The 26,131-nt window shown below is 73.4% G+C and carries 24 protein-coding genes; 17 read left to right on the forward strand and 7 right to left on the reverse strand.

The window, feature by feature from the left end; all coding sequences use genetic code 11:
• Nucleotides 1–29: 29 nt before the first annotated feature.
• From ACIGXX_RS36115 to ACIGXX_RS36130, 4 genes are all read left to right on the forward strand, one after another.
• Complete coding sequence (locus ACIGXX_RS36115) at nucleotides 30–827, forward strand: DJ-1/PfpI family protein (RefSeq protein WP_351169833.1); 798 nt, start codon at nucleotides 30–32, stop codon at nucleotides 825–827.
• 150 nt (nucleotides 828–977) lie between these two features.
• A complete protein-coding gene (locus tag ACIGXX_RS36120; protein ID WP_399982206.1) occupies nucleotides 978–1,790 on the forward strand; it encodes a hypothetical protein in 813 nt (270 codons plus the stop codon).
• A gap of 162 nt (nucleotides 1,791–1,952) precedes the next feature.
• The gene (locus ACIGXX_RS36125; RefSeq protein ID WP_351169827.1) at nucleotides 1,953–2,546 is read left to right on the forward strand and encodes a sigma-70 family RNA polymerase sigma factor; all 594 of its coding nucleotides are present in this window, start codon (nucleotides 1,953–1,955) and stop codon (nucleotides 2,544–2,546) included.
• Between the two features lie 285 nt (nucleotides 2,547–2,831).
• The gene (locus tag ACIGXX_RS36130) at nucleotides 2,832–3,515 is read left to right on the forward strand and encodes a response regulator (RefSeq protein ID WP_399982299.1); all 684 of its coding nucleotides are present in this window, start codon (nucleotides 2,832–2,834) and stop codon (nucleotides 3,513–3,515) included.
• On the opposite strand, the gene ACIGXX_RS36135 is transcribed toward ACIGXX_RS36130, so the two are convergent.
• Nucleotides 3,478–4,359 carry a helix-turn-helix domain-containing protein gene (locus tag ACIGXX_RS36135; RefSeq protein ID WP_366464944.1) on the reverse strand — a complete coding sequence of 294 codons (882 nt, stop codon included), beginning with the start codon at nucleotides 4,357–4,359 and terminating at the stop codon, nucleotides 3,478–3,480. The genes ACIGXX_RS36130 and ACIGXX_RS36135 overlap by 38 nt on opposite strands.
• A 238-nt stretch (nucleotides 4,360–4,597) precedes the next feature.
• On the opposite strand from ACIGXX_RS36135, the gene ACIGXX_RS36140 reads away from it, so the two are divergent.
• A complete protein-coding gene (locus tag ACIGXX_RS36140; protein ID WP_366464955.1) occupies nucleotides 4,598–5,512 on the forward strand; it encodes an ABC transporter ATP-binding protein in 915 nt (304 codons plus the stop codon).
• Nucleotides 5,509–6,357 carry an ABC transporter permease gene (locus tag ACIGXX_RS36145; protein WP_399982211.1) on the forward strand — a complete coding sequence of 283 codons (849 nt, stop codon included), beginning with the start codon at nucleotides 5,509–5,511 and terminating at the stop codon, nucleotides 6,355–6,357. The genes ACIGXX_RS36140 and ACIGXX_RS36145 overlap by 4 nt, the downstream gene beginning before the upstream one ends.
• Before the next feature lie 33 nt (nucleotides 6,358–6,390).
• On the opposite strand, the gene ACIGXX_RS36150 is transcribed toward ACIGXX_RS36145, so the two are convergent.
• Both ACIGXX_RS36150 and ACIGXX_RS36155 read right to left on the reverse strand, forming a co-directional pair.
• Nucleotides 6,391–6,798, reverse strand: coding sequence for a CoA-binding protein (locus ACIGXX_RS36150; protein WP_361469242.1), 408 nt, complete (start codon nucleotides 6,796–6,798; stop codon nucleotides 6,391–6,393).
• Between the two features lie 136 nt (nucleotides 6,799–6,934).
• Nucleotides 6,935–7,510, reverse strand: a complete 576-nt coding sequence (locus tag ACIGXX_RS36155) for a TerD family protein (protein ID WP_351169816.1) — start codon at nucleotides 7,508–7,510, stop codon at nucleotides 6,935–6,937.
• Between the two features lie 218 nt (nucleotides 7,511–7,728).
• Between ACIGXX_RS36155 and ACIGXX_RS36160 the strand changes: the two genes are divergently transcribed.
• Entirely contained in the window at nucleotides 7,729–8,127 is a 399-nt protein-coding gene (locus ACIGXX_RS36160; protein ID WP_383825735.1) for a BlaI/MecI/CopY family transcriptional regulator, read from the forward strand.
• Between the two features lie 131 nt (nucleotides 8,128–8,258).
• On the opposite strand, the gene ACIGXX_RS36165 is transcribed toward ACIGXX_RS36160, so the two are convergent.
• Nucleotides 8,259–8,714: a TerB family tellurite resistance protein gene (locus ACIGXX_RS36165; RefSeq protein ID WP_361469236.1), complete on the reverse strand. Its 456-nt coding sequence runs from the start codon at nucleotides 8,712–8,714 to the stop codon at nucleotides 8,259–8,261.
• Between the two features lie 92 nt (nucleotides 8,715–8,806).
• Between ACIGXX_RS36165 and ACIGXX_RS36170 the strand changes: the two genes are divergently transcribed.
• On the forward strand, nucleotides 8,807–9,484 hold the full coding sequence (locus ACIGXX_RS36170) for a transcriptional regulator (RefSeq protein ID WP_361469234.1): 678 nt from the start codon (nucleotides 8,807–8,809) through the stop codon (nucleotides 9,482–9,484).
• A 27-nt stretch (nucleotides 9,485–9,511) separates the two neighbouring features.
• On the opposite strand, the gene ACIGXX_RS36175 is transcribed toward ACIGXX_RS36170, so the two are convergent.
• Nucleotides 9,512–10,156, reverse strand: a complete 645-nt coding sequence (locus tag ACIGXX_RS36175) for a TetR/AcrR family transcriptional regulator (protein ID WP_383825732.1) — start codon at nucleotides 10,154–10,156, stop codon at nucleotides 9,512–9,514.
• Nucleotides 10,157–10,282: 126 nt separating this feature from the next.
• Here ACIGXX_RS36175 and ACIGXX_RS36180 point away from each other — a divergent pair, with 126 nt between their 5' ends.
• Together ACIGXX_RS36180 and ACIGXX_RS36185 are read left to right on the forward strand one after the other, a co-directional pair.
• Nucleotides 10,283–11,731, forward strand: a complete 1,449-nt coding sequence (locus ACIGXX_RS36180; protein ID WP_399982220.1) for an APC family permease — start codon at nucleotides 10,283–10,285, stop codon at nucleotides 11,729–11,731.
• A 35-nt stretch (nucleotides 11,732–11,766) separates the two neighbouring features.
• Entirely contained in the window at nucleotides 11,767–13,398 is a 1,632-nt protein-coding gene (locus ACIGXX_RS36185) for an amidohydrolase (protein WP_399982223.1), read from the forward strand.
• On the opposite strand, the gene ACIGXX_RS36190 is transcribed toward ACIGXX_RS36185, so the two are convergent.
• Complete coding sequence (locus ACIGXX_RS36190) at nucleotides 13,373–14,053, reverse strand: 4'-phosphopantetheinyl transferase (protein ID WP_399982303.1); 681 nt, start codon at nucleotides 14,051–14,053, stop codon at nucleotides 13,373–13,375. The two genes, ACIGXX_RS36185 and ACIGXX_RS36190, sit on opposite strands and share 26 nt — an antisense overlap.
• 100 nt (nucleotides 14,054–14,153) lie before the next feature.
• Here ACIGXX_RS36190 and ACIGXX_RS36195 point away from each other — a divergent pair, with 100 nt between their 5' ends.
• Genes ACIGXX_RS36195 through ACIGXX_RS36210 form a run of 4 tightly spaced genes read left to right on the forward strand, consistent with a single transcriptional unit; the run spans nucleotide 14,154 to nucleotide 19,074 of the window.
• Nucleotides 14,154–14,780: a YigZ family protein gene (locus ACIGXX_RS36195; RefSeq protein WP_366464951.1), complete on the forward strand. Its 627-nt coding sequence runs from the start codon at nucleotides 14,154–14,156 to the stop codon at nucleotides 14,778–14,780.
• A gap of 54 nt (nucleotides 14,781–14,834) precedes the next feature.
• Nucleotides 14,835–17,195, forward strand: coding sequence for an FHA domain-containing protein (locus ACIGXX_RS36200; RefSeq protein WP_351169792.1), 2,361 nt, complete (start codon nucleotides 14,835–14,837; stop codon nucleotides 17,193–17,195).
• 59 nt (nucleotides 17,196–17,254) lie between these two features.
• The gene (locus ACIGXX_RS36205) at nucleotides 17,255–18,019 is read left to right on the forward strand and encodes a hypothetical protein (protein ID WP_361469218.1); all 765 of its coding nucleotides are present in this window, start codon (nucleotides 17,255–17,257) and stop codon (nucleotides 18,017–18,019) included.
• Nucleotides 18,019–19,074 carry a serine/threonine-protein kinase gene (locus ACIGXX_RS36210; protein WP_399982228.1) on the forward strand — a complete coding sequence of 352 codons (1,056 nt, stop codon included), beginning with the start codon at nucleotides 18,019–18,021 and terminating at the stop codon, nucleotides 19,072–19,074. Before ACIGXX_RS36205 ends, ACIGXX_RS36210 begins: the two co-directional genes overlap by 1 nt.
• Here ACIGXX_RS36210 and ACIGXX_RS36215 read toward each other — a convergent pair.
• Nucleotides 19,071–20,267 (reverse strand): streptophobe family protein, encoded by a 1,197-nt coding sequence (locus tag ACIGXX_RS36215; RefSeq protein ID WP_399982306.1) that lies wholly within the window; start codon nucleotides 20,265–20,267, stop codon nucleotides 19,071–19,073. The two genes, ACIGXX_RS36210 and ACIGXX_RS36215, sit on opposite strands and share 4 nt — an antisense overlap.
• A 296-nt stretch (nucleotides 20,268–20,563) precedes the next feature.
• Between ACIGXX_RS36215 and ACIGXX_RS36220 the strand changes: the two genes are divergently transcribed.
• The 3 genes from ACIGXX_RS36220 to ACIGXX_RS36230 all read left to right on the forward strand — a co-directional run bounded on the left by ACIGXX_RS36220 (nucleotide 20,564) and on the right by ACIGXX_RS36230 (nucleotide 26,130).
• Nucleotides 20,564–21,763, forward strand: a complete 1,200-nt coding sequence (locus ACIGXX_RS36220) for a DUF6777 domain-containing protein (protein ID WP_399982231.1) — start codon at nucleotides 20,564–20,566, stop codon at nucleotides 21,761–21,763.
• Nucleotides 21,764–21,889: 126 nt separating this feature from the next.
• Nucleotides 21,890–23,053: an exonuclease SbcCD subunit D gene (locus ACIGXX_RS36225; RefSeq protein WP_351169780.1), complete on the forward strand. Its 1,164-nt coding sequence runs from the start codon at nucleotides 21,890–21,892 to the stop codon at nucleotides 23,051–23,053.
• On the forward strand, nucleotides 23,050–26,130 hold the full coding sequence (locus ACIGXX_RS36230; protein ID WP_399982234.1) for an AAA family ATPase: 3,081 nt from the start codon (nucleotides 23,050–23,052) through the stop codon (nucleotides 26,128–26,130). The genes ACIGXX_RS36225 and ACIGXX_RS36230 overlap by 4 nt, the downstream gene beginning before the upstream one ends.
• Nucleotide 26,131: the final 1 nt, after the last annotated feature.

A 26,131-nucleotide genomic window follows, 5' to 3' on the forward strand; every position in this document is an offset into this window, starting at 1 on the left:
GACTTGCTGGGAAAGGGAGTTGAGAAGAGATGGGCGCTGATGGACTCGGGGTGGGCGCGGGCCGTCGTCAGGTGCTGCGGGGCGCCGTGGCCGGGACGCTGGGCGCGGCCGGACTCGCCGCCGCGTCGGGCCTTCCGGCGCACGCGGCAGAGCGTCGGGCACCCGGCGAAGAGGCCGCGAAGTCGCTGGACGTCGCCGTGCTGCTGTACGACGGATTCACCGCCCTGGACGCCGTCGGCCCGTACGAAGTGCTGTGCCGGGTACCCGGCGTGCGCGTGACGACGGTGGCCAGGAAGGCGGGCCCGGTCCGCACCGACACCGGCGAACTGACGCTGGTGGCCGAGCGGGCCATGAGCGACGTCGGCAGGGCCGACGTACTGCTGGTGCCCGGCGGCGGCGATCGCGGGACGGTCGCCATGATGGAGGACGCCGACGCCCACCGGTGGATCCGCCGCATCCACCGCCACTCCACGTGGACCACATCGGTCTGCACGGGCTCCCTCATCCTCGGCTCGGCGGGCCTGCTGCGCGGACTCCCGGCCACCACCTACTGGGCGTCGCGCCCCTACTTGAAGGAGGTCGGCGCCGTCTACACCCCCGGCCGCTTCGTCGAGACCGGGAAGATCATTACGGCGGCGGGCGTCTCCGCGGGCATCGACATGGGTCTGCACCTCGCGTCCCGGCTCTCCGACGAGAAGGTCGGCCGGGCGATGCAGCTGGCCGTCGAGTACGACCCGGACCCGCCGTACGACACGGGCAGCCCCGAGAAGGCCGACGCGGAGACCGAGGCACTGGCCCTGAAGCTGCTCGCGGACTCGGCGCGTTGAGTCGCCCCCTCAGGGGTCGGAGCGGAGGTCCGCCCAGTTCCCGCGGTCGTGTGTGCCGTGGCTCACACCTGCGGGGCGGGTGAGTGGACCGGGTTCATTTCGCGTACCCGCCCGTGAAAGGAGTGGCGCGAATGCAAAGATGTCCCCGCCATGACTGCTGGGTGGTGTTCTCGCGCGGTACGGGCTGCGGTGTTCGCGGCCGCCTGTGTGCTGCTCGCTGCCCTGGGGCACGTGATGATGTCGGGGGCCCCGGTGCCCTGGTGGACGCTGGGTGCCGGAGCCGTCGGAGTCGGCGCCACGGCATGGGCGTTGGCCGGGCGCGAGCGGGGGCTGCCGGTGGTCGTCTCCGTGACGGTGGCCGCGCAGGCCGCGCTGCACTCGGGGTTCTCCCTGGCGCAGGCCGTGGCGCAGCCCTCCGGCGGAGTCCCGCTCGTACGGCGGTGGGCGCAGCACGTGCTGTGCGCGGCGCCGATGGGCGCCGACTCCATGGGCAGGGGACAGGGCTCGGCCATGTCCGCCCCGATGCCCGCCTCGGGGTCGATGTCGGGCGGCATGCCCGCCGCGCCCCCCGTGCCCGCTGTGCCCTCTGTGCCCGCTGTGCCCGCTGTGCCCGCTGTGCCCTCGGTGTCCTCGGTGTCCTCCTCCATGGAACACATGGATCACATGGGCGGTGGCCACGACATGAGCGGCATGTCGCCGCTCGGCATGCTCGCCGCCCACCTGCTCGCCGCGCTCCTGTGCGGCCTCTGGCTCGCGCACGGCGAGCGTGCGGCCTTCCGGATCGCGCGTGCCTTCGCCGGGTGGCTCGTCGCCCCGCTGCGGGTGCCTCTCGCGCTCCCGGCGCCCACCCACCGTCCCCGCATCCGGCCCCGTCGCCGCCCTGCGGCGGGCCGGCCGCGGCAGTTGCTCCTCGTCCACGCCATCACTTCTCGGGGTCCGCCCACGGGGACCGCTGTCGCCTGACAGCCGGCTCCCCGACGCCGTTCCCGCGCGCCACGTCGCGCGGCCGGGCGGCTCGGGCATCGGTCGTACGCACTCGCGCGCGGCCGTACCCCCCTCACCGGACCCGCCGGACGCACGTATCCACCGCGTACCCGGGTCCCGGATTCCCGAGAAGGACACCAGGTGATCATTCCTGCCCTGCCCAGCTCACCCGACGAGTCGATAACGGCCTGGGCGCTCGCCGCCCGCGCCGGTGACCCCGAGGCGGTCGAGCACTTCGTACGCGCCCTGCACCGCGACGTCCGCCGGTACGTGACGTACCTCGGTGGCGATCCGCAGGCCGCCGACGACCTGACGCAGGACACGTTCCTGCGGGCCCTCGGCAGCCTGCACCGTTTCGAAGGGCGCTCGTCCGCCCGTACCTGGCTGCTGTCCATCGCCCGGCGCGCGGTGATCGACAGCCTGCGGCACGCCGCCGCCCGGCCCCGCCTCTCCGACACGGACGACTGGCAGTCCGCCGCGGAGCGGGCCCAGCCCAGGGGCCTGCCGGGCTTCGACGACGGCGTGGTCCTCGCCGACCTGCTCGCGACGCTGCCCGACGAGCGGCGTGAGGCCTTCGTCCTCACCCAGCTCCTGGGGCTGCCCTACGCGGAGGCCGCGCTGCTCACCGGCTGCCCGGTGGGCACGGTCCGCTCGCGGGTGGCGCGGGCCCGCATCTCGCTGATGGAGCGGCTGCGGGACGCCGAGCGCCCCGCGCTGGTGGGCGCCGCGGCCTGACGCGCCGTGCGGCCGCCCGGTGGAGACGCCGGGCGGCCGCACGCGTGCCCCGTCAGAGTGCCGTCAACGTCCTCGTCACCGGCGCCAGAGCCGCGTCAAGGGCCGCCTCTTCCGCGTCCCGAGGCGGTTCGGTGGAAGCCGGTGATTCCGGACGAGGGAACAGCGGTGATTCTGGACGAAGGCACAGGGGTCGAGCGCGAGCGCGTGAGCGGCGTACGGCCCGGCACGACCTACTGCCGCAGCGACGACAGCGACCGTGGCCAGGACCCGGAAGGCCGCACGTCGGTGACCCGGGTGCTGGTGGTGGAGGACGATTCCCGGCTCGCGCGGGCTCTCGTGATCAACTTGCGGGCGCGCGCGTACGCAGTGGACGCGGCGCCGGACGGCGCGACGGCGCTCCGGATCGCGGCGACGCGTCGACCCGACGTCGTCGTCCTGGACCTGGGGCTCTTGGACATGGACGGCGTGGACGTACTGAGGGCCCTGCGCGGCTGGACCAGGGTGCCGGTCCTGGTGCTCACCGCGCGCCGGGCCTCCGCCGAGAAGGTCGCGGCGCTCGACGCGGGCGCCGACGACTACATCACCAAACCGTTCAGCATGGACGAGCTCCTGGCCAGGCTGCGCGCGGCCGTCCGCCGCACGCGGGCCGCGCCGGACGACCCTGCCGCCGAGGTCGTGACGACGGACGAGTTCAGCGTCGACCTGGTGGCCAAGAGGGTGCGGCGGGGCGGACGCGACGTACGCCTGACCCCGACCGAGTGGCAGCTGCTCGAAATACTGATCCGCAATCCCGGGCGGCTCGTCAGCCAGCGGCAGCTGCTGCGGGACGTGTGGGGCCCCTCCCGCGGCAGCAAGACCAACTATCTGCGGGTCTACATGGCCCAGTTGAGACGCAAGCTCGAAGCGGACCCGTCCCATCCGCGCCACCTCGTCACGGAGCCGGGCATGGGGTACCGCTTCGAGAGCTGACGGCCTTGAGCTGCGCGGGAGAGAGACGGTCCTGTCCGGCGCGGCGCAGGGCGGCGGACACCCGGTCCGCGGGCCAGCCGAGGGCTGCGGCCAGGGCGCACTCCGGGAGGGGAGCGCCCGCGTGCCGCAGCGCGGCAAGCACGGTCAGGGCGTCGTCGACGGCTCCGGTGCCGCCGCTCATGTCCTCGCTGAGGGTCGCGAAGAACTGGCTCATATGGGCAAGGCGGGCCCCCGCGGGCGTCGCCGGGTCGAGCACCTCGACGCCGCGCTGCGCGGTCCGCGCCCACGTCGCGTGCTGCTGGGCGCTCGTCAGCCACGCCTGGAGCCAGACGTCGTCGTCGATGACGTACCGCTGGCGACGCTGTCCCGGCTCCCGTACGCGGCGGATCACCTCAAGCCCCTCCAGATAGCCGACGGCCAGGGACACCGACGCCGGGCTGACCCGCAGCCGCTGGACGAGGTCCGCGGCGGTGAGGCTGCCGGAGTCGTCGGTGATCAGGCACGTGAGCACTCGCGCGGCCATGCGGGGCACCCCCGTGCTGACCATCAGGGCCGCGAGCCGCTCGGCGAAGTCGCGTACGGCCTCGGGGTCGCGTCCGTAGGGGTCGGCGGGCGCGGCGGGCGCGCGGCGCGGGATCTTCCTGCGGCGGCGGGCGCGCCGTTCGGTGGCGAGGTGGGCGTGGTCGACGCGGTAGGCCTCGGGGCCGCCGTTGCGGGTCACCTCGCGGCTGACGGTCGACGTCGGCCTGCCGATGCGCCGGGCGATCTCGGCGTACCCGAGCCCCTCGGCGAGGCCCGCGCCGATGCGGCGGCGGTCTTCGTGGGTGAGCCTGCCTCCGGGCATGCGCGTCGGCCTCCTTGCGTTCATCGGCAAGTCCATTGCAATGAATCCGCGAATTCCCCTACTGGAGCGACTGTCTCGTCCAGTTATTCATTGATGGCTGGTTGAACGCAACGTAGCTTCGCCGACATCTGAACGGATTCGGATTCGGATTCGGATGCGGCTATGGCTATGGACAGGGCGAGGAGTTGACGTGACGACGACGAGCGAGGACGTCGTGCTCGATGTCGAGGGGCTGCGCATGCGCTACGGCACCGCCGACGTGCTGCGCGACGTGACCTTCCAGGTGCGGCACGGCGAGGTGCTCGCGCTGCTCGGACCGAACGGTGCGGGCAAGACCACCACCATCGAGATCATGGAGGGGTTCCGCATGCGCTCGGCGGGCCGCGTCCACGTGCTCGGCGCGGACCCGGCGTTCGGCACCGAGGCCTGGCGGGCGCGGATCGGGGTCGTCCTGCAGTCCTGGCGCGACCACGGCAAGTGGCGGGTGCGTGAGCTGCTCGCGCACCTGGGGACGTACTACGCCCCCTACTCCACCGGCACGATCCGGCGGCCGTGGGACACCGATGAACTCATGGCGGCGGTCGGCCTGAGCGCCCACGCGGACAAGAAGATCAAGACGCTGTCCGGCGGACAGCGGCGCAGGCTGGACGTGGCGATCGGCATCGTGGGCCGCCCGGAACTGCTGTTCCTGGACGAGCCCACGGCGGGCTTCGACCCGGAAGCCCGGCAGGAGTTCCACGAACTGGTCCACCGCCTCGCCGACGACCACGCGACCACGATCCTGCTCACCACGCACGACCTGGCCGAGGCGGGCAAGCTCGCCGACCGCATCCTGATCCTGTCCGGGGGACGGATCATCGCGGACGGCTCGCCGGACGACCTGGCGCGGCGCACCGCGGGGCGGGACGAGGTGCGCTGGACGTACGGCGGGCGGCACTTCGTGAAGGCGACGGCCGAATCGACGGCGTTCGTCAGGGAGTTGTTCCGCGAGCACGGCGATGCCGTAGGTGAACTGGAGGTCCACCGGGCCTCGTTGGAGGACACCTACCTGGCGCTGGTACGACAACAGGGCGAGGCCGAGGAGACGCGCGAGACCGGGGCGACCCGCGAGACCGAGGAGACCCGCGGGACCGGGAAGGCGGTGGCCCGGTGAACGCGACGAGTGTGGCGGTCCGGGCGGGCTGGAGCCGTGGGCTGATCGAACTGCGGCAGTCGTTCACCAACGGCGGCGACGTGCTGTCGCATCTGCTGTGGCCGGTGCTGATGCTGACGGTCATGTTCTTCATGCGGGACACGGCGTTCGGCACGAGCGGACTGCTGCTCGGCACCCTCGCCCTGCCGAGCATCCTGGGCATGAACGCGGCGATGGGCATGGTCAGCATGAGCCAGGCGCTCACCGCCGAACGCGAGGACGGCACCTTGCTGCGCGCCAAGGCGACGCCGAACGGGATGCCCGGCTACCTCATCGGCAAGGTCGTCTCCGTCTCCGGCGGCCTGCTCGCCGACCTGGCGATCCTGCTGATCCCCGGGATCTTCGTCGTCGGGGGCCTGGCGATCGGCGGCCCCGGCTCGTGGCTGACGCTGACCTGGGTCCTTCTCCTCGGCATGGTCGCCACGCTGCCCATCGGCGCGATCCTGGGCTCGGTGTTCACCAGCGCGCGCAGCCAGGGCCTGATCCAGCTGCCGATCCTGGGCATGATCGCCATCTCCGGCATCTTCTACCCGATCACCGCGCTGCCGGACTGGCTGCAGTGGACGGCCCAGGCGTTCCCCATCTACTGGCTGGGCCTCGGCATGCGCTCGGCCCTGCTGCCGGACGGCGCGGCCGCCATCGAGATCGCCGGCTCCTGGCGCCCCTGGGAGACGGCCGGGGTGCTGGGGGCCTGGGCCGTGCTGGGCCTGCTCGTGGCCCCGGTCGTGCTGCGCCGCATGGCACGCAGGGAGTCGGGCTCCAGCGTGGCTGCGCGCCGGGAGAGGGCGCTGCGGCGGGTCGGCTAGCCGGCCTGGCCACAGCGCCCGCTCCCCGAACGCCTAGCGCAGCATGGGCAGTTCGATGGCCGGGCAGCGGTCCATCACCATCTCCAGGCCCGCTTCCCGCGTCCGTTCGTACGCCGCCTCGTCGATGACGCCCAGCTGGAACCAGACCGCCTGCGCGCCGATCGCGACGGCTTCGTCGGCGGCCTGGCCCGCTAGGGCGCTGTTGAGGAAGACGTCGACGACGTCGATCTTGAAGGGCACGGCTGAGAGGGACGGGTAGCCCTTCTCGCCGTGCACCGTCTCGGCCTTCGGGTGGATGGGGACGATGCGCTTTCCGTAGCGCTGAAGGACCCCCGCGACCCCGTACGCCGCTCGCTCCTCGTTCGTGGAGAGCCCCACGACCGCCCAGGTGTCTCCGAGCTCCGTCAGGATCTTGCGCACTGTTGCCGGATCGCCGTACACGTCCCGCTCCCTCTGCCGCCGTTGGTCGGATGACTGCGCGGCGACTGGTGTCGCCGTGGCACCTCGGACGTGCGCGTCCGACGCGTACGTCGATCGGACGCGTACGTCAGACGTGCACTCCTCAGACGTGCACTCCTCAGACATTCACGCCAAAGTCCGACGCGATGCCGCGCAGCCCACTGGCATAACCCTGGCCGACCGCGCGGAATTTCCACTCCGTGCCGTGGCGGTAGAGCTCGCCGAAGACCATGGCGGTCTCGGTCGACGCGTCCTCGGTCAGGTCGTAGCGGGCGATCTCCGCGTTGTCCGCCTGGTTGACCACGCGGATGAAGGCTCCCCGGACCTGGCCGAAGCTCTGGCCGCGGTTCTCGGCGTCGTGGATGGAGACCGGGAAAACGATCTTCGTGATGGTGGCGGGGACCGCCGCGAGGTTCACCTTCACGGCCTCGTCGTCGCCCTCGCCCTCACCGGTGAGGTTGTCGCCGGTGTGCTCGACCGAACCGTCGGGGCTCTTGAGGTTGTTGTAGAAGATGAAGTGCTCGTCGGAGACGACCTTCCCCGAGTCGTCGCAGAGCAGTGCGCTGGCGTCCAGGTCGTAGTCCGTGCCGGTGGTCGTGCGGACGTCCCAGCCCAGGCCGACCAGGACGGCGGTGAGGCCGGGGGCCTCCTTGCTGAGCGAGACGTTGCCGCCCTTGGCCAGGGAAACTCCCACGATGTCCTCCTGAAGTCCTGAGGTGAGGTGCGTACCGGCCGTGGTCAGGGCCGGAGAGAAAAATCTACAGCACTGTAGAAGTGACCGGGGTGCCGCGTCCCGATACCGCGTCCCGTTACGATGTGGCGCCCCTCGACGGGCCGTCAAGAGAGCCGTCAAGACAGCCCCGGGAACGGGCGTCGGGAACAGGCGTCCAGGTATCCAGGAGGGACACGGGCATGGAGCGGCATGAACGCGAGGCGCGGCAGCCCCGCCTCCGGCGGCGCGCGCAGGGCGAGTTGGAGGCGCAGGTGCTCGCGGTGCTGCACGGTGAGGCGGGGCCGGTGAACGCGGCGTGGGTGCAGGAACGTATCGGCGGAGACCTCGCCTACACCACCGTGATGACGATCCTGACCCGGCTGCTCGCCAAGGGCACCGTCACGCGCGAGCGCGTGGGCCGGTCGTTCGTCTGGCGCTCGGCGGCGGACGAGGCGGGTCTCGCCGCGCTGCGGATGCGCAAGGTGCTCGACGGCGAACGCGACCGCGGCGCCGTGCTGGCCAGCTTCGTCACCACGCTCTCGCCCGCCGACGAGCGGATGCTGCGGGGGCTCCTGGGGGCGGGCGGCGCCGGCGGGTGACCCCGTCCGCCCCATGCGCGGCCTGACGGTCGCGGCCGTGTCGGAAATCGAGAACAGGGGCCGAAACCAGAGGCCGGAATCAGGGGCCGAATCCAGAGGCCGGAATCAGGGGCCGAATCCAGAGGCCGGCATCAGAGGTCGAACTCGTGCGGCGGCAGGTCGAGCGCGAAGCACGCCTCCCGCACGACGGCCCGCTCCGCCGGGTCGAAGTCGCCGTCCGCGCCGCCGATGACGATGCCGATCTGGATCACGGCACGCGCCTCGGCGGGCTTCTTCTTCGCCTTGGCGACCTCCTGCAACACGCTGACCTTGCCGAACGCGAAGTCGGCGGTCAGCTTGTCGACGTACTCGTCGAAGCGGCGCCGCAACTCGTCGGCGGGGAAGTTCTGCAGCACTTCATTGGTGGCGATGAGCTGGGCCACGCGCTGGCGTTCGGACGGATCGATGGTGCCGTCCGCGGCCGCGACGAGGGCGCACATCGCCATACTGGAGTCGCGGAAGGCGCCGCTCTTGAGGTCGTTCTTCTTCGCCATGAGCTGGGTCTGCATCGTCGATGCGGATTCCTTGACGCGGTCCCACAGGGCCATGAGAGCTCCGTACGTTGGTTACTTGTTTCTACAGCACTGTAGAAACTAGCAGGAGTGCTGAGAAGTTCCGCCGAGGGCAGGGAGGACGGACGATGACACGGACCGCAGAGGAACTGCTCGACGCCGTGGCGGTGCAGCTGGCCCCGGATCCGGCGGCCAACCCGCTCGTCCCGCGGGTCGCGGACGGCACCGCGAACCGTTCCGCGATCACCGCTCTCGCTCTGGAGCAGCGCTCCGTGATCCCCGCCGACCGCCGCTCCTTCCTGCACCTGGCCGAACGCTCGGCCGCCTCCGGAGAAGCAGAGTGCGCCGCCTTCTTCCGCACCCTCGCCGAGGGCGAGACCCTCGCCCTCGACCGGCTCGACGCCCTGGTCGCGGCGTGCGGCGTGGACAAGGCCGACGCCGACGCGTACGAGCCGCGCGCGGGCTGCCAGGCCTACCCGGCGTACGTGGCCTGGCTCGCCCTGAACGGCGCCCCCGTCGACGTGGTCCTCGCCCTGACCGCCAACTTCGCGGCCTGGGGCGCCTATTGCGCGACGCTGGCCCGCGCGCTTCCCGCCCACTACGGCTTCAGCGAGGAGGCCTGCGGGTTCTTCGCCTTCTTCGCCGAGCCCGCGCCCGACCTCGAACGGCAGGCGCTCGCCGCGGTGCGCGCGGGCATGGACCGGGGCCTCGACGCGACCGGGTCCGCCCTGCGCCACGGCAAACTCCTCCAGCGCTACGAGGCGATGTTCTGGGAGACGCTCGCCGACCCGGCGCGCGGCCTCTGACCTCCGCCGCCGGTAAGCCGGGTGCGCCTACTCCCCGCGGAACTCGGCGAGTTGAGCCACGAGCCCGCGGATCAGCGCGTCGAGCCCCGACGCGAACGCCTCGTCGGCCCGCGCCGCCTTGCCGCCGCCCACGGCACTCTCCAGGGCGGCGGCAAGGACCGGCACCCGTGGCGCGTGCCCGGCCGGGTCGATCATCAGCGGCGGCGCCACGAGGTCGAGCGCCGAGCCGAGCAGGAACGACTCGACGCTGGTCAGGGTGGTGACCAGCCGTTCCTGCGGCCAGCCGCCGCGGGCCAGCGCCGCGACCACCGCCTCGTACATGCTGAGCGTGGCCGGTGAGCTGATGGTCGTGGTGGCCAGCAGGTCGATCGCCTGCGGGTGCCGGGCGAAGGCGTCGCGGTACGAACGGGCCCACGCGGCAAGGGCCTCGGGCCACGGCAGCGCCTCGAAGGCGGAGACGTCCATCTCCTCGACGATCAGCCGCCGCACGCCCTCGATGACCTCGGCGCGGCCGTCCAGGTGGTTGTAGAGCGATGCGGTCCGCACCCCGAGCCGCGCGGCCAGGCGGGGCAGGCTGAACGCGTCGGCCCCCTCGGCGTCGATCAGCGCGAGGGCCTCCCGCGCTATCAGGTCCGCGCTCAGCACCGGTATACGCGGTCTTCCTCTGCCCATCGCCTGGCAACTCCCCTCTTCGGACGGGGTCTTCACAGCCGCCCAGGTGCAGAGTACGGTCCTGCCCAGCTCTGACTAAAGGCTTTAGTTTTCGGACCCGCCTGGCCGACCCCTTGGAGTGCCCGCGTGACCGCACCCACCTCCCGACCCGCCAAGGGCCTGAGCGGCGGCGCCGTCGGCACCGGCGACCTCGTCTTCTTCGTCGTGGCCGCCGCCGCGCCGCTGACCGTGATGGCCGGGGTGGCCCCGCTGGCCATCGGTATGGCGGGCCGTGCCGCGCCGCTGGGCTACCTGCTGTCGGGGCTGCTGCTCATCGTCTTCGCAGCCGGATTCACCGCGATGAGCCGCTTTGTCCGCAACGCGGGAGCCTTCTACGCCTACATCGGCCGCGGTCTTGGCCGCCCGGCGGGAGCGGGCTCCGCGTACGTCGCGCTCTTCTCGTACAACGCCATCGGGGTCGGACTGCTCGTCGCCTTCGGATGGTTCACCGAGTCCGGGTTCGAGGACCTGACCGGGGTCCGCGTGGCCTGGTGGATCTGGGCGCTCGCCGGACTCCTCGCCATCGGCGTGCTCGGCTATCTGAAGGTCACCTTCAGCGCCAAGGTCCTCGGTGTCGCGCTGGTCCTCGAAGTCCTCGTCCTGCTGGTCTTCGAGGCCGGTCTTCTCGCCCACGGCGGCGGGCCGCAGGGCCTCGACCCGGGCACGCTCTCGCCGCACCACCTCGGCGCATCGGGGGTGGGCGGCATGTTCGTGCTGGCCGTCGGCGCCTTCGTCGGGTTCGAGGCGACGGCCATCTACGCGGAGGAGGCGCGGGAGCCGGAGCGGTCGGTGCCGCGCGCCACCTACATCGCCGTGGCGTTCCTCGCGCTCTTCTACACCTTCACCGTGTGGATGATCATCAACGCGTACGGCTCCGGCCGCGCCCAGGCCGTCGCCGATGGCGAGGGCGGCGCCGACATGGTCTTCACCGCCACCGAGCGGTTCGCCGGGGCCTGGGCCGCCGACTCCATGCACGTACTGATCATCACCAGCGCCTTCGCCGCGACCCTCGCCTTCCACAACGGCGCCGCCCGCTACTTCTACGCCCTGGGCCGCGAAGGGCTGTTGCCGCGCCGCCTGGGCACCGTGTCGCCGAAGACGCGGGCGCCGGCCGCGGCGGTCGTGACGCAGTCGGCGCTCGCGCTTGCCGTGGTCGCCGTGACCGTCGTCGGCGGCGCCGATCCGTACACCGTGACCTTCCTGTGGAGCAACGGCTCCGGCATCCTCGGCGTGATGCTGATGCAGGCGCTCGCCGCGCTCGCGGTGTACGGCTTCTTCCGGCGCGACCGCAGGGGCATGCCTGCCTGGCGGGTGGTCGCGGCGCCGCTGACCGCCTGCGCGGGCCTCGCGGTCCTCATCGGCCTGGTGTGCGCCAACCTCGATCTCCTGACGGGAGCTTCGGGCGGCGTCAACGCGGCACTGATCGCGCCGCTGCCCGTGCTGTTCGTGACGGGAGCGGCACTGGCCCTGCGGATCCGACGGCGTGATCCGCAGGCCTACGAACGGCTGACGACGGTGGACGCGGAGCGCGTGTGACGGAGAGAGTGCGTGTGACGGAGGGGCGGGACAGCATGGCGGACGAGACGGCGGTGACGCGGGTCTTCCTCGGGGCGGTGCGCACCGGAAGCGACGCCCACGGGGACACCACGGCACTCGCCGTACGCGGCGGACGCGTCGTCGCGCTGGGCGACGCGGCCCGCGCGCTCGCCGAAGTGGCGGACGACGTCGTCGAGTTGGGCGACGGACTGCTCCACCCCGCCTTCGGCGACGGGCACGCCCACCCCCTCTTCGGGGGGCTGGAGAGCTTCGGCCCGCAGATCAAGGACCTCACATCGGTCGACGCGATCGTCGCGGAGGTCGGACGCTGGGCCGCTGCGCACCCGGACGCGGAGTGGATCGTCGGCGCCTCCTACGACCCCGCGCTCGCGCCCGACGGCGAGTTCGACGCCCGGTGGCTGGACGCGGCGGTGGCCGAACGGCCCGTCGTGCTGCGGGCCTACGACTACCACACGGTGTGGTGCAACACGGAGGCGCTGCGCCGGGCAGGGGTGCGGGACTCGACGCCGGACCCGCGCCTGGGCTGGATCATCCGGCGCCCCGACGGCTCGCCGCTGGGCACCCTGCGCGAGTGGCACGCCTGCGACCTCGTGCTCGACCAGGTGCCCGCACGCGAGGAGGCCGAACTGGTCGAAGCCGTGCGCCGCGCGGGGGAGGCGTACGCGCGAGCGGGCATCACCTGGGTGCAGGACGCCTGGGTCGAACCGGAGATGGTGGAGGCCTATCTCGCGGCGGCCCGGCACGACGCGCTCAGCGTCCGCGTCGACCTGGCCCAGCGTGCCGATCCCGACCGCTGGCGCGAGCAGCGGGGGCAGTTCGACGCGGCGCGCGGGCGCGTGGCCGCCGAGGGCGGCCCGCTGCTGTCCGCGCGCACGGTGAAGTACTTCAGCGACGGCGTCATCGAGGGCGGTACGGCCGCCCTGCTCGACCCCTATCTGGACGCTCCGCACAGCTGCGGCATGCCCGTGTGGGAGCCGCGTGCGCTGGCCGAAGCGGTGCGCGCGTTCGACGCCGACGGCTTCCAGACGCACATCCACGCCATCGGCGACGCGGGCGTGCGGGCGGCGCTCGACGCGGTGGAGGCCGCGGTCACCGCCAACCCGGCCTGGGACCGGCGGCCCGTGATCACCCACGTCCAGCTCGTCGACCCTGCCGACCTGCCGCGCTTCGCCGCCCTCGGCGTCATCGCCAACTTCGAGCCGCTGTGGGCGCAGCCCGATCCGCTGCAGACCGATCTGTCGATGCCGCGGATCGGTGCCGAACGCTCCGACCGGCAGTACCCGATGGGGGAGTTGGCGCGCGACGGGGTGCGGCTCTCCTTCGGCAGCGACTGGCCCGTCAGTTCGTACGAGCCCCTCGAGGGCATCCAAGTCGCCGTCACCCGGCGGACGTTCGACGGTGTCCCGGAGGGCGGCTGGACCCCGCACCAGCGGCTCACCGTGGAGCAGGCGCTCGCCGCGGCCACCAGCGGCGTCGCCCACCAGGCGGGCGCCGACGACCGGCTCGCGCTCGTTCCCGGGGCGCCCGCGGATCTGGTCCGGCTCTCCGCCGACCCGCGCACGGTCGACCCGATGGCCGTCCGGCACGTGCGGGTGCTCGGCACCTGGCTGGGCGGCGTGGCTACGTACCGGGCGCCGGAGGAGTGAGGGGCAGGACGATCGCGGTGACGGCGATGCCGTCACGTATCAGCCAGGTGCCCCGGAAACCCTTCAGCTCACGCCCCGCCACCGTCGGTCCTGACACGCGGAGCGCCGCGGTGAACGTGCCGTCCGGGTCCAGGTCCAGTCGCGCGTCCTCGAAGCCGAGCCAGCGTCCGGTGAGCGGGAACCACGTCTTGTAGACGGACTCCTTGGCGCTGAAGAGCAGCCGGTCCCAGGGGACGTCCGGATGCCGGGCGCCGAGCCCGGCCAGGGCCGTGCGCTCGCCCTCGTCCGCGACCAGCGCGAGGACGCCCTCGTCGGCGAGCGGAGCGGCCGGCTCCGCGTCCACGCCGATGGAGGTGACCGCCGAGGAGCGCGCGACGACGGCGGCGCGGTAGCCCGCGCAGTGCGTCATGCTGCCGATGATGCCGTCGGGCCAGCGCGGCGCGCCCTTGGGGCCCGGCAGGATCGGCACGGCCGGCACACCGAGCTCGGCGAGCGCCGCGCGGGCGCACTGCCGGACCGTGGCGAACTCGCGGCGCCGCTTGTCCACGGCCCGCGCCACGACGTCCGCCTCCTCGGGAAACAGGAAGGGATCGACCGGGTCCTCACGGGTCTCCACGACGGTGACGGACACGGCCGCGAGCAGCGAGCCCAACACGTCGGTGCCGCCGGGGACTTGGCGTACGGGATTCGAAGGTGACGTCACAACGGATCACCGTACCGGGGCCGGGGTCCCGGCGGGGGCCTACCCTGGCGTGATGCACGACGAGTACCGCACAGTGGCCCGCGAGGCCGTGCACGAGACCGAGATCAACCGCTCGCGCTTCCTGTGCGCCCTCGCACCCGCGGCCACCGAGGCGGAGGCCCAGGACTTCGTCGCGCGCATCCGCAAGGAACACCCCTCCGCCTCGCACAACTGCTTCGCGTACGTCATCGGGGCCGACGCCGGGGTGCAGAAGGCCAGCGACGACGGGGAGCCGGGCGGCACCGCCGGTGTGCCGATGCTCCAGATGCTGCTGCGGCGCGACATGCGGTACGTCGTGGCCGTCGTGACCCGCTACTACGGAGGGGTCAAGCTCGGTGCGGGCGGGCTGATCAGGGCCTACGGAGGCGCGGTCGGCGAGGCGCTGGACGCGGTCGGCACCCTGACCCGCAGGCGCTTTCGGCTCGCCACCGTCACGGTCGACCACCAGCGCGCGGGCAAGATCCAGAACGATCTGCGGTCGGCGGGGCGCGCGGTGCGCGACGTGCGGTACGGGGACGCGGTGACCATCGAGATCGGTCTTCCGGACGCCGATGTCGAGGCCTTCACGTCCTGGCTCGCGGACGCGACCGCGGGCAGCGCGGTGTTCGAGCTCGGGGGAGAGGCGTACGGGGACGCCTGAGGCCGGGGCGCGCGAGCCCAGGCGCAAACGCCTGTGAATGGGTAGAATTCGGGCATGGGAGAGCGGCCTGTAGCGCCGACTGCGCCCGAACTCGTCCTCGAGACCGACACCGGCTCCACGGTGATGAGTCCGAGCCGGGACTATCACGTCGGGCGCGACCCACTGAGCGACATCGTCATCGACGACGCCCGCGTCTCCTGGCACCACGCCGTCCTCCACGCCGAGCTCGACCACTGGACGATCGAGGACGAGCACAGCACGAACGGCACGTACGCCGACGGGCGGCGCATCCACGAGTGGGGCGTCGGACCGGGCAGCGTGTTGCGCTTCGGCAGCGTCGCCGACGGCCCGCGCGCCGTGCTCGTCGGCCGGGAGCCTTTGCCGCCCGCCGCCCCCGAGCGTCCCTCCGCCGTCCGCACGCCCTCGGCCACCGGTACCTTCCGGCGCCCGACCTCCGTGCGCCCGCTGCCCGCCCGCACCGTGCGCATCGGCCGCGCCGCCGACAACGACCTGGTCATCGACGACCTGGTCGTCTCCCGCCGCCACGCCGAGCTGCGGGTCCTCGCGGACGGCGCGTACGAGATCGTCGACCTCGGCAGCCACAACGGCACCTATCTCAACGGCCAGCCGGTCACCCGCGCCCCTGTCCTGCCCGGGGACATCGTCGGCGTCGGCCACCGTGCGTACTGCCTCGTCGGGGACGAGCTCCAGGAGTACGTCGACACGGGTGAGGTCTCGCTCGACGTACAGGACCTGACGGTCGCCGTCGACAAGGGCCGCAAGACGCTCCTCGACCGGATCTCCTTCCCCGTCGGCGAGAAGTGCCTGCTCGCGGTGGTCGGACCCAGCGGCGCCGGGAAGTCCACCCTCCTCAACGCCCTCACCGGCCTGCGCCCCGCCGACGACGGCACCGTCCTCTACGACGGCCGCGACCTCTACCGCGACTACGCCGAACTCCGCCGGCGCATCGGTCTCGTGCCGCAGGACGACATCCTGCACGCACAGCTCACCGTGCGCCGCGCCCTCGGCTACGCCGCCGAACTGCGCTTCCCCCAGGACACCGAGAAGGCCGAACGCCGGGCCAGGGTCGACGAGGTCATCCACGAGCTGGGCCTCGAACAGCGCGTCGACCAGCCCATCCACAGCCTCTCCGGCGGCCAGCGCAAGCGCGTGAGCGTCGCCCTGGAACTGCTCACCAAACCGTCGCTGCTCTTCCTCGACGAACCGACGTCCGGGCTCGACCCCGGCATGGACCGCTCGGTGATGCACATGCTGCGCGGCCTCGCCGACGACGGCCGGACGGTCATCGTCGTCACGCACAGCGTGCTCAGCCTCGACGGGTGCGACCGGCTCCTGGTGCTCGCGGCGGGCGGCAGGATCGCCTACTACGGGCCGCCCCAGGACGCCCTCCCGTTCTTCGGCTTCGAGGAGTGGCCCGAGGCGTTCGAGGCCTTCGAGGGGGACCGCGACCGCGACTGGGCGGGGGAGTACCGGCGCTCGCCCTTCTACCAGCAGTACATCGTCAACGCCTCCGCGCAGCCGCCCGTGCCGCAGGGCGCCGGGGGCGTGGCCCCCTCCTTCGCCCCGCCGCCGAAGGCGCAGAGCTGGGGCTCCCAGCTCCGGACGCTGGTGCGGCGCTACGCGGCCGCGCTCGGCGCGGACCGTACCTTCCTCGCGATCATGGTCGCGCTGCCCTTCGTGATGGGCGCCATGGCCCGCGCGCTCGCCGGGAGCAAGCTCACGCAGGAGACGGCGATGAACGCGCTGCTCATCCTCTGCGTGGGCGGCGTCCTGACCGGCGCGGCCAACGCCGTGCGGGAACTGGTCAAGGAGCGGGTCATCTACCGTCGCGAACGGGCCGTGGGGCTCTCCAGATCGGCGTACCTGATGTCCAAGGTCGTCGTCCTCGGAACGATCACCGTGCTACAGGCCGTCGTGCTGACCCTGGTGGCGCTGCTCGGCGTCGATCTCAACGCACCCGCCGGCAAGGGCGTGCTGCTCCCGCCGCTGGTCGAGATCACGGTGGCGGTGGCCCTCCTCGCGTTCACCGCCATGATGCTCGGGCTCCTGGTCTCGGCCCTGGTGCGCAAGGAAGAGGTGACGATGCCGCTGCTCGTGCTGCTCGCCATCGTCCAGGTGGTGTTCTGCGGCGCCCTGCTGAAACTGCACGGGGTGCCCGGCGTCGAGCAGCTGGCGTGGCTCGTGCCCTCGCGGTGGGCGCTGGGCGCGATGGCGGGGACCATCGGCCTCGGCAGGATCGTGCCGGGGGAGCTGACGGCCGACCCGCTGTTCCGGCACTCGGCGGGCGTCTGGCTGCTCAACATGGGCATGCTCGTGGCTCTGTCGGTCGTCTTCGGCTACGTGGTCGCCAGGCTGCTGCGACGGCACGAGCCTGCGGTCATGCGGAAGCGGTGAGCGCCGAACGGGGGCCGAAGCGGGAACAGGCACAGGAGCGGGAGGCAGGAGCGGACGAGATGACCACTGCGGACTTCCGGCCCACCCACGTCGTCCCCCAGGACGGTCTTCCCGCGTGGGAGGCGCCGGACGCCGACCTCCCGACGACGCCGCTCGACGCGCTCCTGCCCGTGCGACTGATCGACCGGCTCGGCGACTGGGGCCGGATCGTCTGCGCCAACGGCTGGTCGGCCTGGGTCGACGGCCGCCTCCTGGTCGCGGTCCCGCAGGACCCACCGGCCGCGGGGCACCCCCTGACCCGATCGGCCGACCCGGGCCCGCTCCTGAAGAGGACCGAGGACGCCCTTGGCCGCTACCGCCGGGCGACGGAGGAGCTGGCGGCGGGCGACGGCGACGGCGAGTCCTTCCGGAGCCGGACGCGCGGCCTGCGTGTGGGCGTGGTCGTGGACGGCGAGTCGATGTGGCTCTACGACGCCGAACACGAGCGGTGGGTGTACTGCGACGGGACCCGGCTCAGCACGTACGCGGCGCGGGAGGGCCCGAGCGTCCACGGCGAGGGACCGGTCGGGGCGCCGCCGGCGGGCGCCGGGGGTCCGGAGCCGACGCAGGTGGTGGGCGGAGCCGTGAGTCCCGGCGGCACGGCGGCTCCGGAGCCGACCCAGGTGGTCGAAGCCGTCTCCGGCACGGAACCCGGCGACGCTCCTGCCGCGTACGGCGAAGGCCCTGGCCGCCTCCCCGACCCGTACGCCGATGAGGAGACCCGTCGCATCCCGCCCGTCACGGTCGATCCCGGTCCGGCGGCGGGCCGGGACGGGGGCGCGTGATGGAGGCCGGCACCCATTCCGGGCGGCCGTCCGAGCTGATCGGGAAGCAGATCGCGGGGTACCGCGTCGAGAGCGAGATCGGGCGCGGCGGCATGGCCGTCGTCTACCGGGCCAGGGACCTGCGCCTGGACCGGACCGTCGCCCTGAAGCTGCTGGCCCCCGAGCTCGCGCGCAACGACACCTTCCGGCAGCGCTTCACGCACGAGTCGCGCGTGGCCGCAGCGATCGAGCATCCGCACATCGTGCCGGTCTTCGAGGCGGGCGAGACGGACGGCGTGCTCTACATCGCCATGCGGTACGTTCCCGGGCTCGACCTGCGCCATCTGCTCGACGACTCGGGCCCGCTCCCCGTAGGAACCGCCTTGCGCGTCGCAGCGCAGGTCGCGTCCGCGCTCGACGCGGCCCATGGCCACGGCCTGGTCCACCGCGACGTCAAACCGGGCAACATCCTGGTGGCCGAGGGCACGGACAGCGACCACCCGGAGCACGTCTACCTCACGGACTTCGGGCTGACGAAGAAGTCGCTGTCGCTGACCGGGTTCACGACCGTGGGCCAGTTCGTCGGGACCCTCGACTACGTGGCGCCCGAGCAGATCTCGGGCCGCCCCGTGGACGGCCGTTGCGACGTCTACAGCCTCGCCTGCGTCGTCCACGAGACCATGGCCGGCGGGCCGCCCTTCCAGCGCGACGACGACATGGCGCTGCTCTGGGCCCATCAGTACGACCGGCCGCCCCGCCTGACCGAGAAGCGCCCCGGCGTCCCCGCGGCCCTCGACGCCGTCCTCGCGAAGGCGCTGTCCAAGAGCCCCGACGACCGCTACGGCTCCTGCCTGGAGTTCGCCGCCGCGCTGCGGGCCGCCGTCACGGGAAGCACGGAGGGGCACGCTCCTACGCAGGTGGCTCTCCCGGTCGTGGGAAGCGCGGAGGACCCGGGAGGCTCGGGGGAGTCGGGGGAGTCGGGGAAGCCGGGGGAGTCGGGGAAGTCGGGAGATCCTGGGGCGCCTCCGGAGCCGCCCGGCTGGGCTCGGCCCGTCTTCCGGCGGCTGTCCGGCTAGGGCCTGCGGGGTGCGTCCGGCGCCACCTCGCCGCGCCGGTGGACCCGCCGCGCGAGCACGCCGCCGATGAACCCGGTGACCAGACCCCAGGCCACGGCCAGGATCAGCGCGGTGCCCAGGTTCGGGTGCAGCTTCACCAGGCCGGAGAGGCCGCCGCCCAGGTCCCCGATGCCCAGGAGCGACAGGCCGTAGTGGGCGTCGACGCGGGCGAGCAGGCACACGGCGAGCACCGTGAGGGTCAGCGCCACCGCCATGTGCACGGCGTGCTGCCAGGACCGCATCCGCGCGGGCGAGCGCGCCGCCATCAGGAACGCGGCTCCCAGGACCATGACCGCCGCGACGACAAGGAGCCACCACACCCGGCCGTCGTGTTCGGAGAGCGTGCGCAGACTGAGCGTGGAGTCGGCCGGAGTACGCAGTACGTCGTCGAGGACGCGCGGCATGGGCAGCCCGAACGGCCCGTCCACGCGGCCTTCCCAGGACGCGCCGAGCCCGATGGTGAAGGCGAGCCAGACGAGGTTGGGCAGCCCCAGGAGCAGCACCGCGAGGGTCTCGGCGGCGTGCCCCCGCGTGGCGGCCACGACCAAGCCGACGACGAGCCCCAGGGCGACGTACGCGAGCAGCAGGACCACCATGGCGTAGGCGGTGGGACGCACCGATTCCTGGAAGCGCACCAGGCGGGCGGGGAGCGGGGCCCCGCGCGCGACCAGCAGCGCCACGGCGAGCACGCCCGCCAGCCACAGCAGCCCGAACACGAGGGTCAGCGGCACGTCGGTCTCGAAGCCGACCCTTGGCGTGGCCCCCAGCAGATCGCCGACGTCGGCCGCCGCCCCCTCGCCGAGCGCGACGGTGAACCGGTGGCGGGCGAGCAGACCGAGGCCGATGAGGAGCAGGACCCACAGCACCGCGAACCGTGCGGCCCAGCCGGTCAGTTCCTTCGTGTCGGCGACGGCGCGGTGCCGCAGCGGCCTGAGGAACCCGGCGGCGATCACCAGCGCCCCGGCGAGAGCGACCGAGAGGGGGAGCACGGAGAGCCCCGCGTTCGTCTCGGCGATCGCCCCGGCGTCGCCGGAGAGCCCGACGGAGCCGCCGACCGCCATCACGACGACGGCCGCGACGACGCTGGGGAACGCGCCGCCGGGCAGGTCGGCGGCCCCGGCGGCCCACAGGCCGAGCGCGGCGACGACGGCCATGGCCACCAGCGCGGCGAGCACGGTGACCACGGCGTGGAGCCAGCCGTGGGGGGCCCGGCGGATCTGTGGCGCGCGCTGCGCGCCTGCTCGGCCGTGCGGTTTCTGGTCGCTCACGTTGTCACGCTAAGCAGCGCCGGGGCAGCCCGCCCCTCGGGAGGGCCGACCGCGTCGGCTTGCGGTCCTCCGGGAACCGGGACACACAATAGGCGCGTAACGGTGCACAGCGTGCGGAGCGGTATAAAACGCGCTTGGTGCCGTGCGCCGCAGCAGATCCCCTACGCAGGGAAGAAGTGTTCGTGAGCGTCGAACCGCCGTCGTCAGGACGCCCCACAGGACCCCCGTCAGGCCCGCTCTCGGGCCCGTCGCAGCCGGGGGCGACCCAGGCGGGTTCGACGCCGCCGCCCAGCGGTGAACGGCCGTCGGGCCCGCCGGGCGGTCCGCCGGACGGCCCTGCCGGCGGCGAGGGCCGGGGCGGCGGACCCGGCGGGCCGGACCAGGGCCCCGGCGGGAGCCCGGAGCCGGACCGCCCCTGGTGGAGGTCGGCGCCGCGGGTGGCGGCGATCTCCCTCGTGCTCGTGGCCGCGGTGGTGCTGACCGTCGTCCTCACCCGGCCCGACGGCTCCGACGGCACCCCGGAATCCGCCGGCGAGGTCATCCTCCAGCCCGCGGGGAAGCCGGGCCCCGACCCCTTCACCGAGTCGACGGCCCGGGACGACGCCACACCGTCGTCCCCGTCCGCGCTGCCGAGCTCATCGGCGTCGGCCAACGTGACGCGCGGCGTCGACGGCTCCGCCCCCGGCCTCTACGGCGGGACGCGCAAGGTCGGCAGCTGCGACGTGGAGAAGCAGGTCGCCGCCCTCAAGGAAGACCCGCTGAAGAACAAGGCGTTCGCCTCGGTCCTCGACATCGACGCGTCCGCCGTCCCCGCCTACCTGCGCGCGCTCACCCCCGTGCAGCTGCGCATGGACACCCGCGTCACCAACCACGGCTACCGCGACGGCGCCCCCACCGCCTATCAGGCCGTCCTGCAGGCCGGGACCGCCGTGCTCGTCGACGACCGGGGCGTGCCGCGCGTGCGCTGCGCCTGCGGAAACCCGCTGCTGCCTCCCGTCGCGCAGAAGAGCACCCCGAAGCGGGCGGGCGAGGCGTGGCCCGGCTACCGGCCGTCGAACGTCGTCGTCGTGGCGCCCGCCGTCCAGGTCGTGAACGTGTTCGTCATGTACGACCCGAAGAGCGGGGACTGGTTCGAACGTGACAAGGGCGACACGGGCGCCGGTGACACGAAGACCCGGCCGCCGGTGAACGAGCCCTCTCCCTCCCCGTCTGTGTCCGACTCGTCCTCCTCGTCCCCTTCGTCCGCCGCTCCCTCCGCCTCCTCCGGTGAGCCCTCCTCGCCGTCCGCCTCGTCCTCCGCGCCCTCGTCGCCCTCCTCGGAGCAGGAGCAGCCGTCCTCCTCGCAGCCCCCGCAGCCGCCGTCGTCGCCGGTGGCGGATTGAGGTTCGTGATCGAGCAGGGGCCGACAGGCGCTAGCGTGGTGGGTGCTGTCGGCGAGGCCCGTGCTGGGGCGGTGCTGGATCCGGGGCGTAGGAGGGGTGAGCGAGCATGCGGGCCGGAGCGGCGTCTTGAGAATTCTGCACACGTCCGACTGGCATCTGGGCCGGTCCTTCCACCGCGTGAACATGCTCGACGCCCAGGCCGAGTTCATCGGCCACCTCGTCACCACCGCGCGTGAGCGCGAGGTGGACGCCGTCGTGGTGTCCGGGGACGTGTACGACAGGGCGGTGCCCCCGCTCGCCGCCGTCGAGCTGTTCGACGCCGCGCTGCACCGGCTCGCGGACCTCGGCGTCCCGACGGTGATGATCTCCGGCAACCACGACTCGGCGCGCCGCCTCGGTGTCGGCGCCGGACTCATCGGCCGCGCGGGCATCCACCTGCGCACCGCGCCCGCCGCCTGCGGGGAGCCGGTGGTCCTGGCCGACGACCACGGGGACGTGGCGTTCTACGGCCTGCCGTATCTCGAACCGGCGCTGGTCAAGGACGAGTTCGGGGTGAAGCGGGCCGGTCACGAAGCGGTGCTCGGCGCCGCCATGGAGCGGGTGCGCGCCGACCTGGCCGCCCGGACACCGGGCACCCGGTCCGTCGTCCTTGCCCATGCCTTCGTCACCGGCGGCGAGGCCAGCGACAGCGAGCGGGACATCACGATCGGCGGGGTGTCCGCCGTGCCCTCCGGGGTCTTCGAAGGCGTCGACTACGCGGCCCTCGGCCACCTGCACGGCAGCCAGGCCATCAGTGAGCGTGTGCGCTACTCGGGCTCCCCGCTGCCGTACTCGTTCTCCGAGTCCACGCACCGCAAGAGCATGTGGCTCGTCGACCTCGGCGCGGCGGGCGAGATCGAGGCCGAGCGGATCGACTGCCCCGTGCCGCGGCAGCTCGCCCGCATCCGCGGCGACATCGCGACCCTCCTCGACGACCCGGAACTGGCCCGGCACGAGGACGCCTGGGTCGAGGCGACGCTCACCGACCCGGTGCGCCCCGACGACCCCATGGCCCGCCTCTGCGAGCGCTTCCCGCACACCCTCAGCCTCGTCTTCGACCCCGAACGCGCCCCCGAGGACCCGGACGTCTCGTACGCCAAGCGCCTTGCAGGCCGCAGCGACCAGCAGATCGCGGAGGACTTCGTGACCCATGTGCGGGGCGCGGGGCCCGACGAGCCCGAACAGGCGGTGCTGCGGGCGGCGTTCGACACCGTCCGCACCGACGACACGCTGCGCGAGGTGGCCCGATGAGGCTGCACCGGCTCCGGATCACCGCGTTCGGCCCCTTCGGCACCACCCAGGACATCGACTTCGACGACCTCTCCGCCGCCGGGCTCTTCCTGCTGCACGGGCCGACCGGCGCGGGCAAGACCTCCGTCCTGGACGCCGTCTGCTACGGCCTGTACGGATCGGTGCCGGGCCCCCGGCAGGGCAGCGGCCAGGGCGTGACGCTGCGCAGCGACCACGCGCAGCCCGCCGTGCGGACGGAGGTGTGCCTCGAACTCACCGTCGCCGGGCGCCGGTTGGAGGTCACCCGGCAGCCGCCGTGGGAGCGCCCGAAGAAGCGCGGCGCCGGCACGACCATGGAGAAGGCGCAGAGCTGGCTGCGGGAGTACGAGGCCGACGCCGATGCGGGCGGTGACGGCGGTGCGTGGAAGGACCTCAGCCGCTCCCACCAGGAGATCGGCGAGGAGATCACACAGCTGCTCGGCATGAGCAAGGAGCAGTTCTGCCAGGTGGTGCTGTTGCCCCAGGGCGACTTCGCACGCTTCTTGCGGGCCGACGCGGAGGCCCGCGGCAAGCTGCTCGGGCGGCTCTTCGACACGCGCAGGTTCGCCGCGGTCGAGCAGCGGCTCGCCGAGCAGCGGCGCGATGCCGAGGGCGCGGTGCGCGAAGGGGACAGGGAGCTCCTCGCCGACGCGCACCGGATGCAGCAGGCCGCGGGCGGCGCCCTGGAGGACGCCGAGTCGCCGCTGCCGGAGCTTTCGCCCGGCGATCCGGGGCTCGCCGAGTCCGTCCTGGCCTGGGCGGCAGTGGCCCGCACCGGCGCCCGCGAGCGGCGCACGATCGCCCGGTGCGCGCTCGCGGCCGCCGAGTCCGCGCAGGCCGCCGCCGGGCGCCGACTGGACGACGTACGCGAACTCGACCGGCTGCAACGGCGGTTCGGGCAGGCCCAGGAGCGGTCCGGCCGCCTCGCGGAACGCGCGGACGAGCACCGGCAGCTACAGACCCGGATGGAGCGGGCGCGCAAGGCCGAGACGGTGGCCCCGGCGCTCGGGCTCCGCCAGGCCACCGAGGAGGAGCACCGCCGCGCGACCGCCGAAGAGGCACGCGCCCGCGGCCACCTGCCCGCCACGTTCGCGGACTCGGGCGCGTCGGGACTCGCCGCCGCCGCGCGCAAGGCGGCCGAAGAGCTCGGCGGCCTCGACTCCGCCCGCCGCGCCGAGCGGCGCCTGGCCGAACTCGGCACGGAGCGCGCGTCCCTGGAGCGCGAGGAGCGCGCCGACGACGAGCTGCTGCGCGAGGCGGCGGGCTGGCTCGACGGCTGGGAGAGCACCCGGACCGCGCTCCAGGAGCGCATCGAGTCCGCCCAGGAGGCGGCCACGCGCGCCGAGCACCTCGCGGGCCAACTGGAGCCCGCTCAGGGACGGTTGGACGCGGCCCGCCGCCGTGATCGCCTCGACGGGGAGGCGACCGCCGCGTACGAACACGCCCTCGCGGCCCGTGAGCGCGCCACCGCGGCCCACGAACACTGGCTGACCCTGAAGGAACAGCGCCTCACCGGCATCGCGGCGGAACTGGCCGCGGGCCTGACCGACGGCGCGCCCTGCGCGGTCTGCGGAGCCACCGAACACCCCGCGCCCGCGCCGAGGACCGCCGGTCACGTCGACCGCGCCACGGAGGAGTCGGCGCTCGCCGCGTACCGGCAGGCGGAGGAGCGGCGCGCGGAGCAGGAGCGGCATCTGGGCGAGGTGCGCGAGTCGCTGGCGGCGGCGCGAGCGGCGGCGCAGGGGCTGTCCGGCGGGGAATCCGCGGCCGCGGCGGCGGAGAGCGTCCCGGCGGGGCCGTCCGTCGAGCAACTCGCCGAGACGGTCGAGCAGCTGCGGGCGGAACACGCCGAGGCGCGGAGCCGCGCCTCGGGTCTGCACGCTGCCCGCGAAGCCCTCGCCCAGGAGCAGCGCGAGCACGACCGCAGAGTCGCCGCGCGGCAGGAGGCCGCCGTGCGGGCCGCGTCCCGCACCACCCTGCGCGACAGCCTCGACCGCGAACAGGCTGCTCTGGACGCCGAGTTGACCCGCGCGCGGGGAGCCAGCGCCAGCGTCGCGGCCCGAGCCTCCCAGCTGGAGCGGCAGGCCGCGCTCCTGACCGAGGCGGCGGACGCCGCACGCGTCGCCGACGACACCGCCCAGCGGCTCAAGGACGCCGACGCGCGACTCGCCGACGCCGCCTTCCGCGCGGGGTTCGACACGCCGAGGGCGGCGGCCGAAGCCCTGCTCGACGACGCGCGCCACCGCGAGCTGCAACACCGTATCGACGAGTGGCAGAACGAGGAGGCGGCAGTGCGTTCGCTCCTCGCGGAGCCGGACGCGGCCGGCGCCGCCCAGCAGCCGCCGGCCGACCTGCGAGCGGCCCAGGAGGCCGCCGAGCACGCCGACCGGCAGGCCCGCGCGAGCGCCTCCGCGCTCGACGCGGCCACACGACGCTGCGCCGAACTCGACCGGCTCTCCGACCGGTCGGCCGCGGGGGCCCGGCGGCTCGCGCCCCTGCGCGCCGCCTACGACCGCGTGGCGCGCCTCGCGGGCCTGGCCGCGGGCACATCGGCGGACAACGAACGCAAGATGCGCCTGGAGTCCTACGTGCTCGCCGCCAGGCTCGAACAGGTCGCCGCCGCGGCGACCGCACGCCTGCGGCGCATGTCGTCGGGCCGCTACACCCTGGTCCACTCCGACGACCGCACCGGGCGCGGCCGTTCGGGCCTTGGCCTGCACGTGGTGGACGCCTGGACGGGCCGCGAGCGCGACACGTCCACGCTCTCGGGCGGCGAGACCTTCTTCGCCTCGCTCGCCCTGGCGCTGGGCCTCGCCGACGTCGTCACCGACGAGGCGGGCGGCGTACGGCTCGACACGCTCTTCATCGACGAGGGCTTCGGCAGCCTCGACGACCAGACCCTCGACGAGGTCCTCGACGTCCTGGACTCGCTGCGCGAACGGGACCGCAGCGTCGGCATCGTGAGCCATGTCGCGGACCTGCGACGCCGCGTCCACGCGCAGCTGGAGGTCGAGAAGGGACGTGCGGGATCGGTCGTACGGCAGCGCGGCGGGGTCTGAC

Source organism: Streptomyces sp. NPDC055243, assembly GCF_044544025.1.
Taxonomy (GTDB): Bacteria; Actinomycetota; Actinomycetes; order Streptomycetales; family Streptomycetaceae; genus Streptomyces.

Excerpts from the sequence above, each read along its gene's own strand:
- ACIGXX_RS36115 (WP_351169833.1), top strand. The coding sequence starts at position 30 with ATGGGCGCTGATGGACTCGGGGTGGGCGCGGGCCGTCGTCAGGTGCTG.
- ACIGXX_RS36120 (WP_399982206.1), top strand. The coding sequence starts at position 978 with ATGACTGCTGGGTGGTGTTCTCGCGCGGTACGGGCTGCGGTGTTCGCG.
- ACIGXX_RS36135 (WP_366464944.1), bottom strand. The coding sequence starts at position 4,359 with ATGCCCGGAGGCAGGCTCACCCACGAAGACCGCCGCCGCATCGGCGCG.
- ACIGXX_RS36140 (WP_366464955.1), top strand. The coding sequence starts at position 4,598 with ATGCGCTACGGCACCGCCGACGTGCTGCGCGACGTGACCTTCCAGGTG.
- ACIGXX_RS36160 (WP_383825735.1), top strand. The coding sequence starts at position 7,729 with ATGGAGCGGCATGAACGCGAGGCGCGGCAGCCCCGCCTCCGGCGGCGC.
- ACIGXX_RS36165 (WP_361469236.1), bottom strand. The coding sequence starts at position 8,714 with ATGGCCCTGTGGGACCGCGTCAAGGAATCCGCATCGACGATGCAGACC.
- ACIGXX_RS36170 (WP_361469234.1), top strand. The coding sequence starts at position 8,807 with ATGACACGGACCGCAGAGGAACTGCTCGACGCCGTGGCGGTGCAGCTG.
- ACIGXX_RS36175 (WP_383825732.1), bottom strand. The coding sequence starts at position 10,156 with ATGGGCAGAGGAAGACCGCGTATACCGGTGCTGAGCGCGGACCTGATA.
- ACIGXX_RS36185 (WP_399982223.1), top strand. The coding sequence starts at position 11,767 with ATGGCGGACGAGACGGCGGTGACGCGGGTCTTCCTCGGGGCGGTGCGC.
- ACIGXX_RS36195 (WP_366464951.1), top strand. The coding sequence starts at position 14,154 with ATGCACGACGAGTACCGCACAGTGGCCCGCGAGGCCGTGCACGAGACC.
- ACIGXX_RS36200 (WP_351169792.1), top strand. The coding sequence starts at position 14,835 with ATGGGAGAGCGGCCTGTAGCGCCGACTGCGCCCGAACTCGTCCTCGAG.
- ACIGXX_RS36205 (WP_361469218.1), top strand. The coding sequence starts at position 17,255 with ATGACCACTGCGGACTTCCGGCCCACCCACGTCGTCCCCCAGGACGGT.
- ACIGXX_RS36210 (WP_399982228.1), top strand. The coding sequence starts at position 18,019 with ATGGAGGCCGGCACCCATTCCGGGCGGCCGTCCGAGCTGATCGGGAAG.
- ACIGXX_RS36215 (WP_399982306.1), bottom strand. The coding sequence starts at position 20,267 with ATGGCCGTCGTCGCCGCGCTCGGCCTGTGGGCCGCCGGGGCCGCCGAC.
- ACIGXX_RS36230 (WP_399982234.1), top strand. The coding sequence starts at position 23,050 with ATGAGGCTGCACCGGCTCCGGATCACCGCGTTCGGCCCCTTCGGCACC.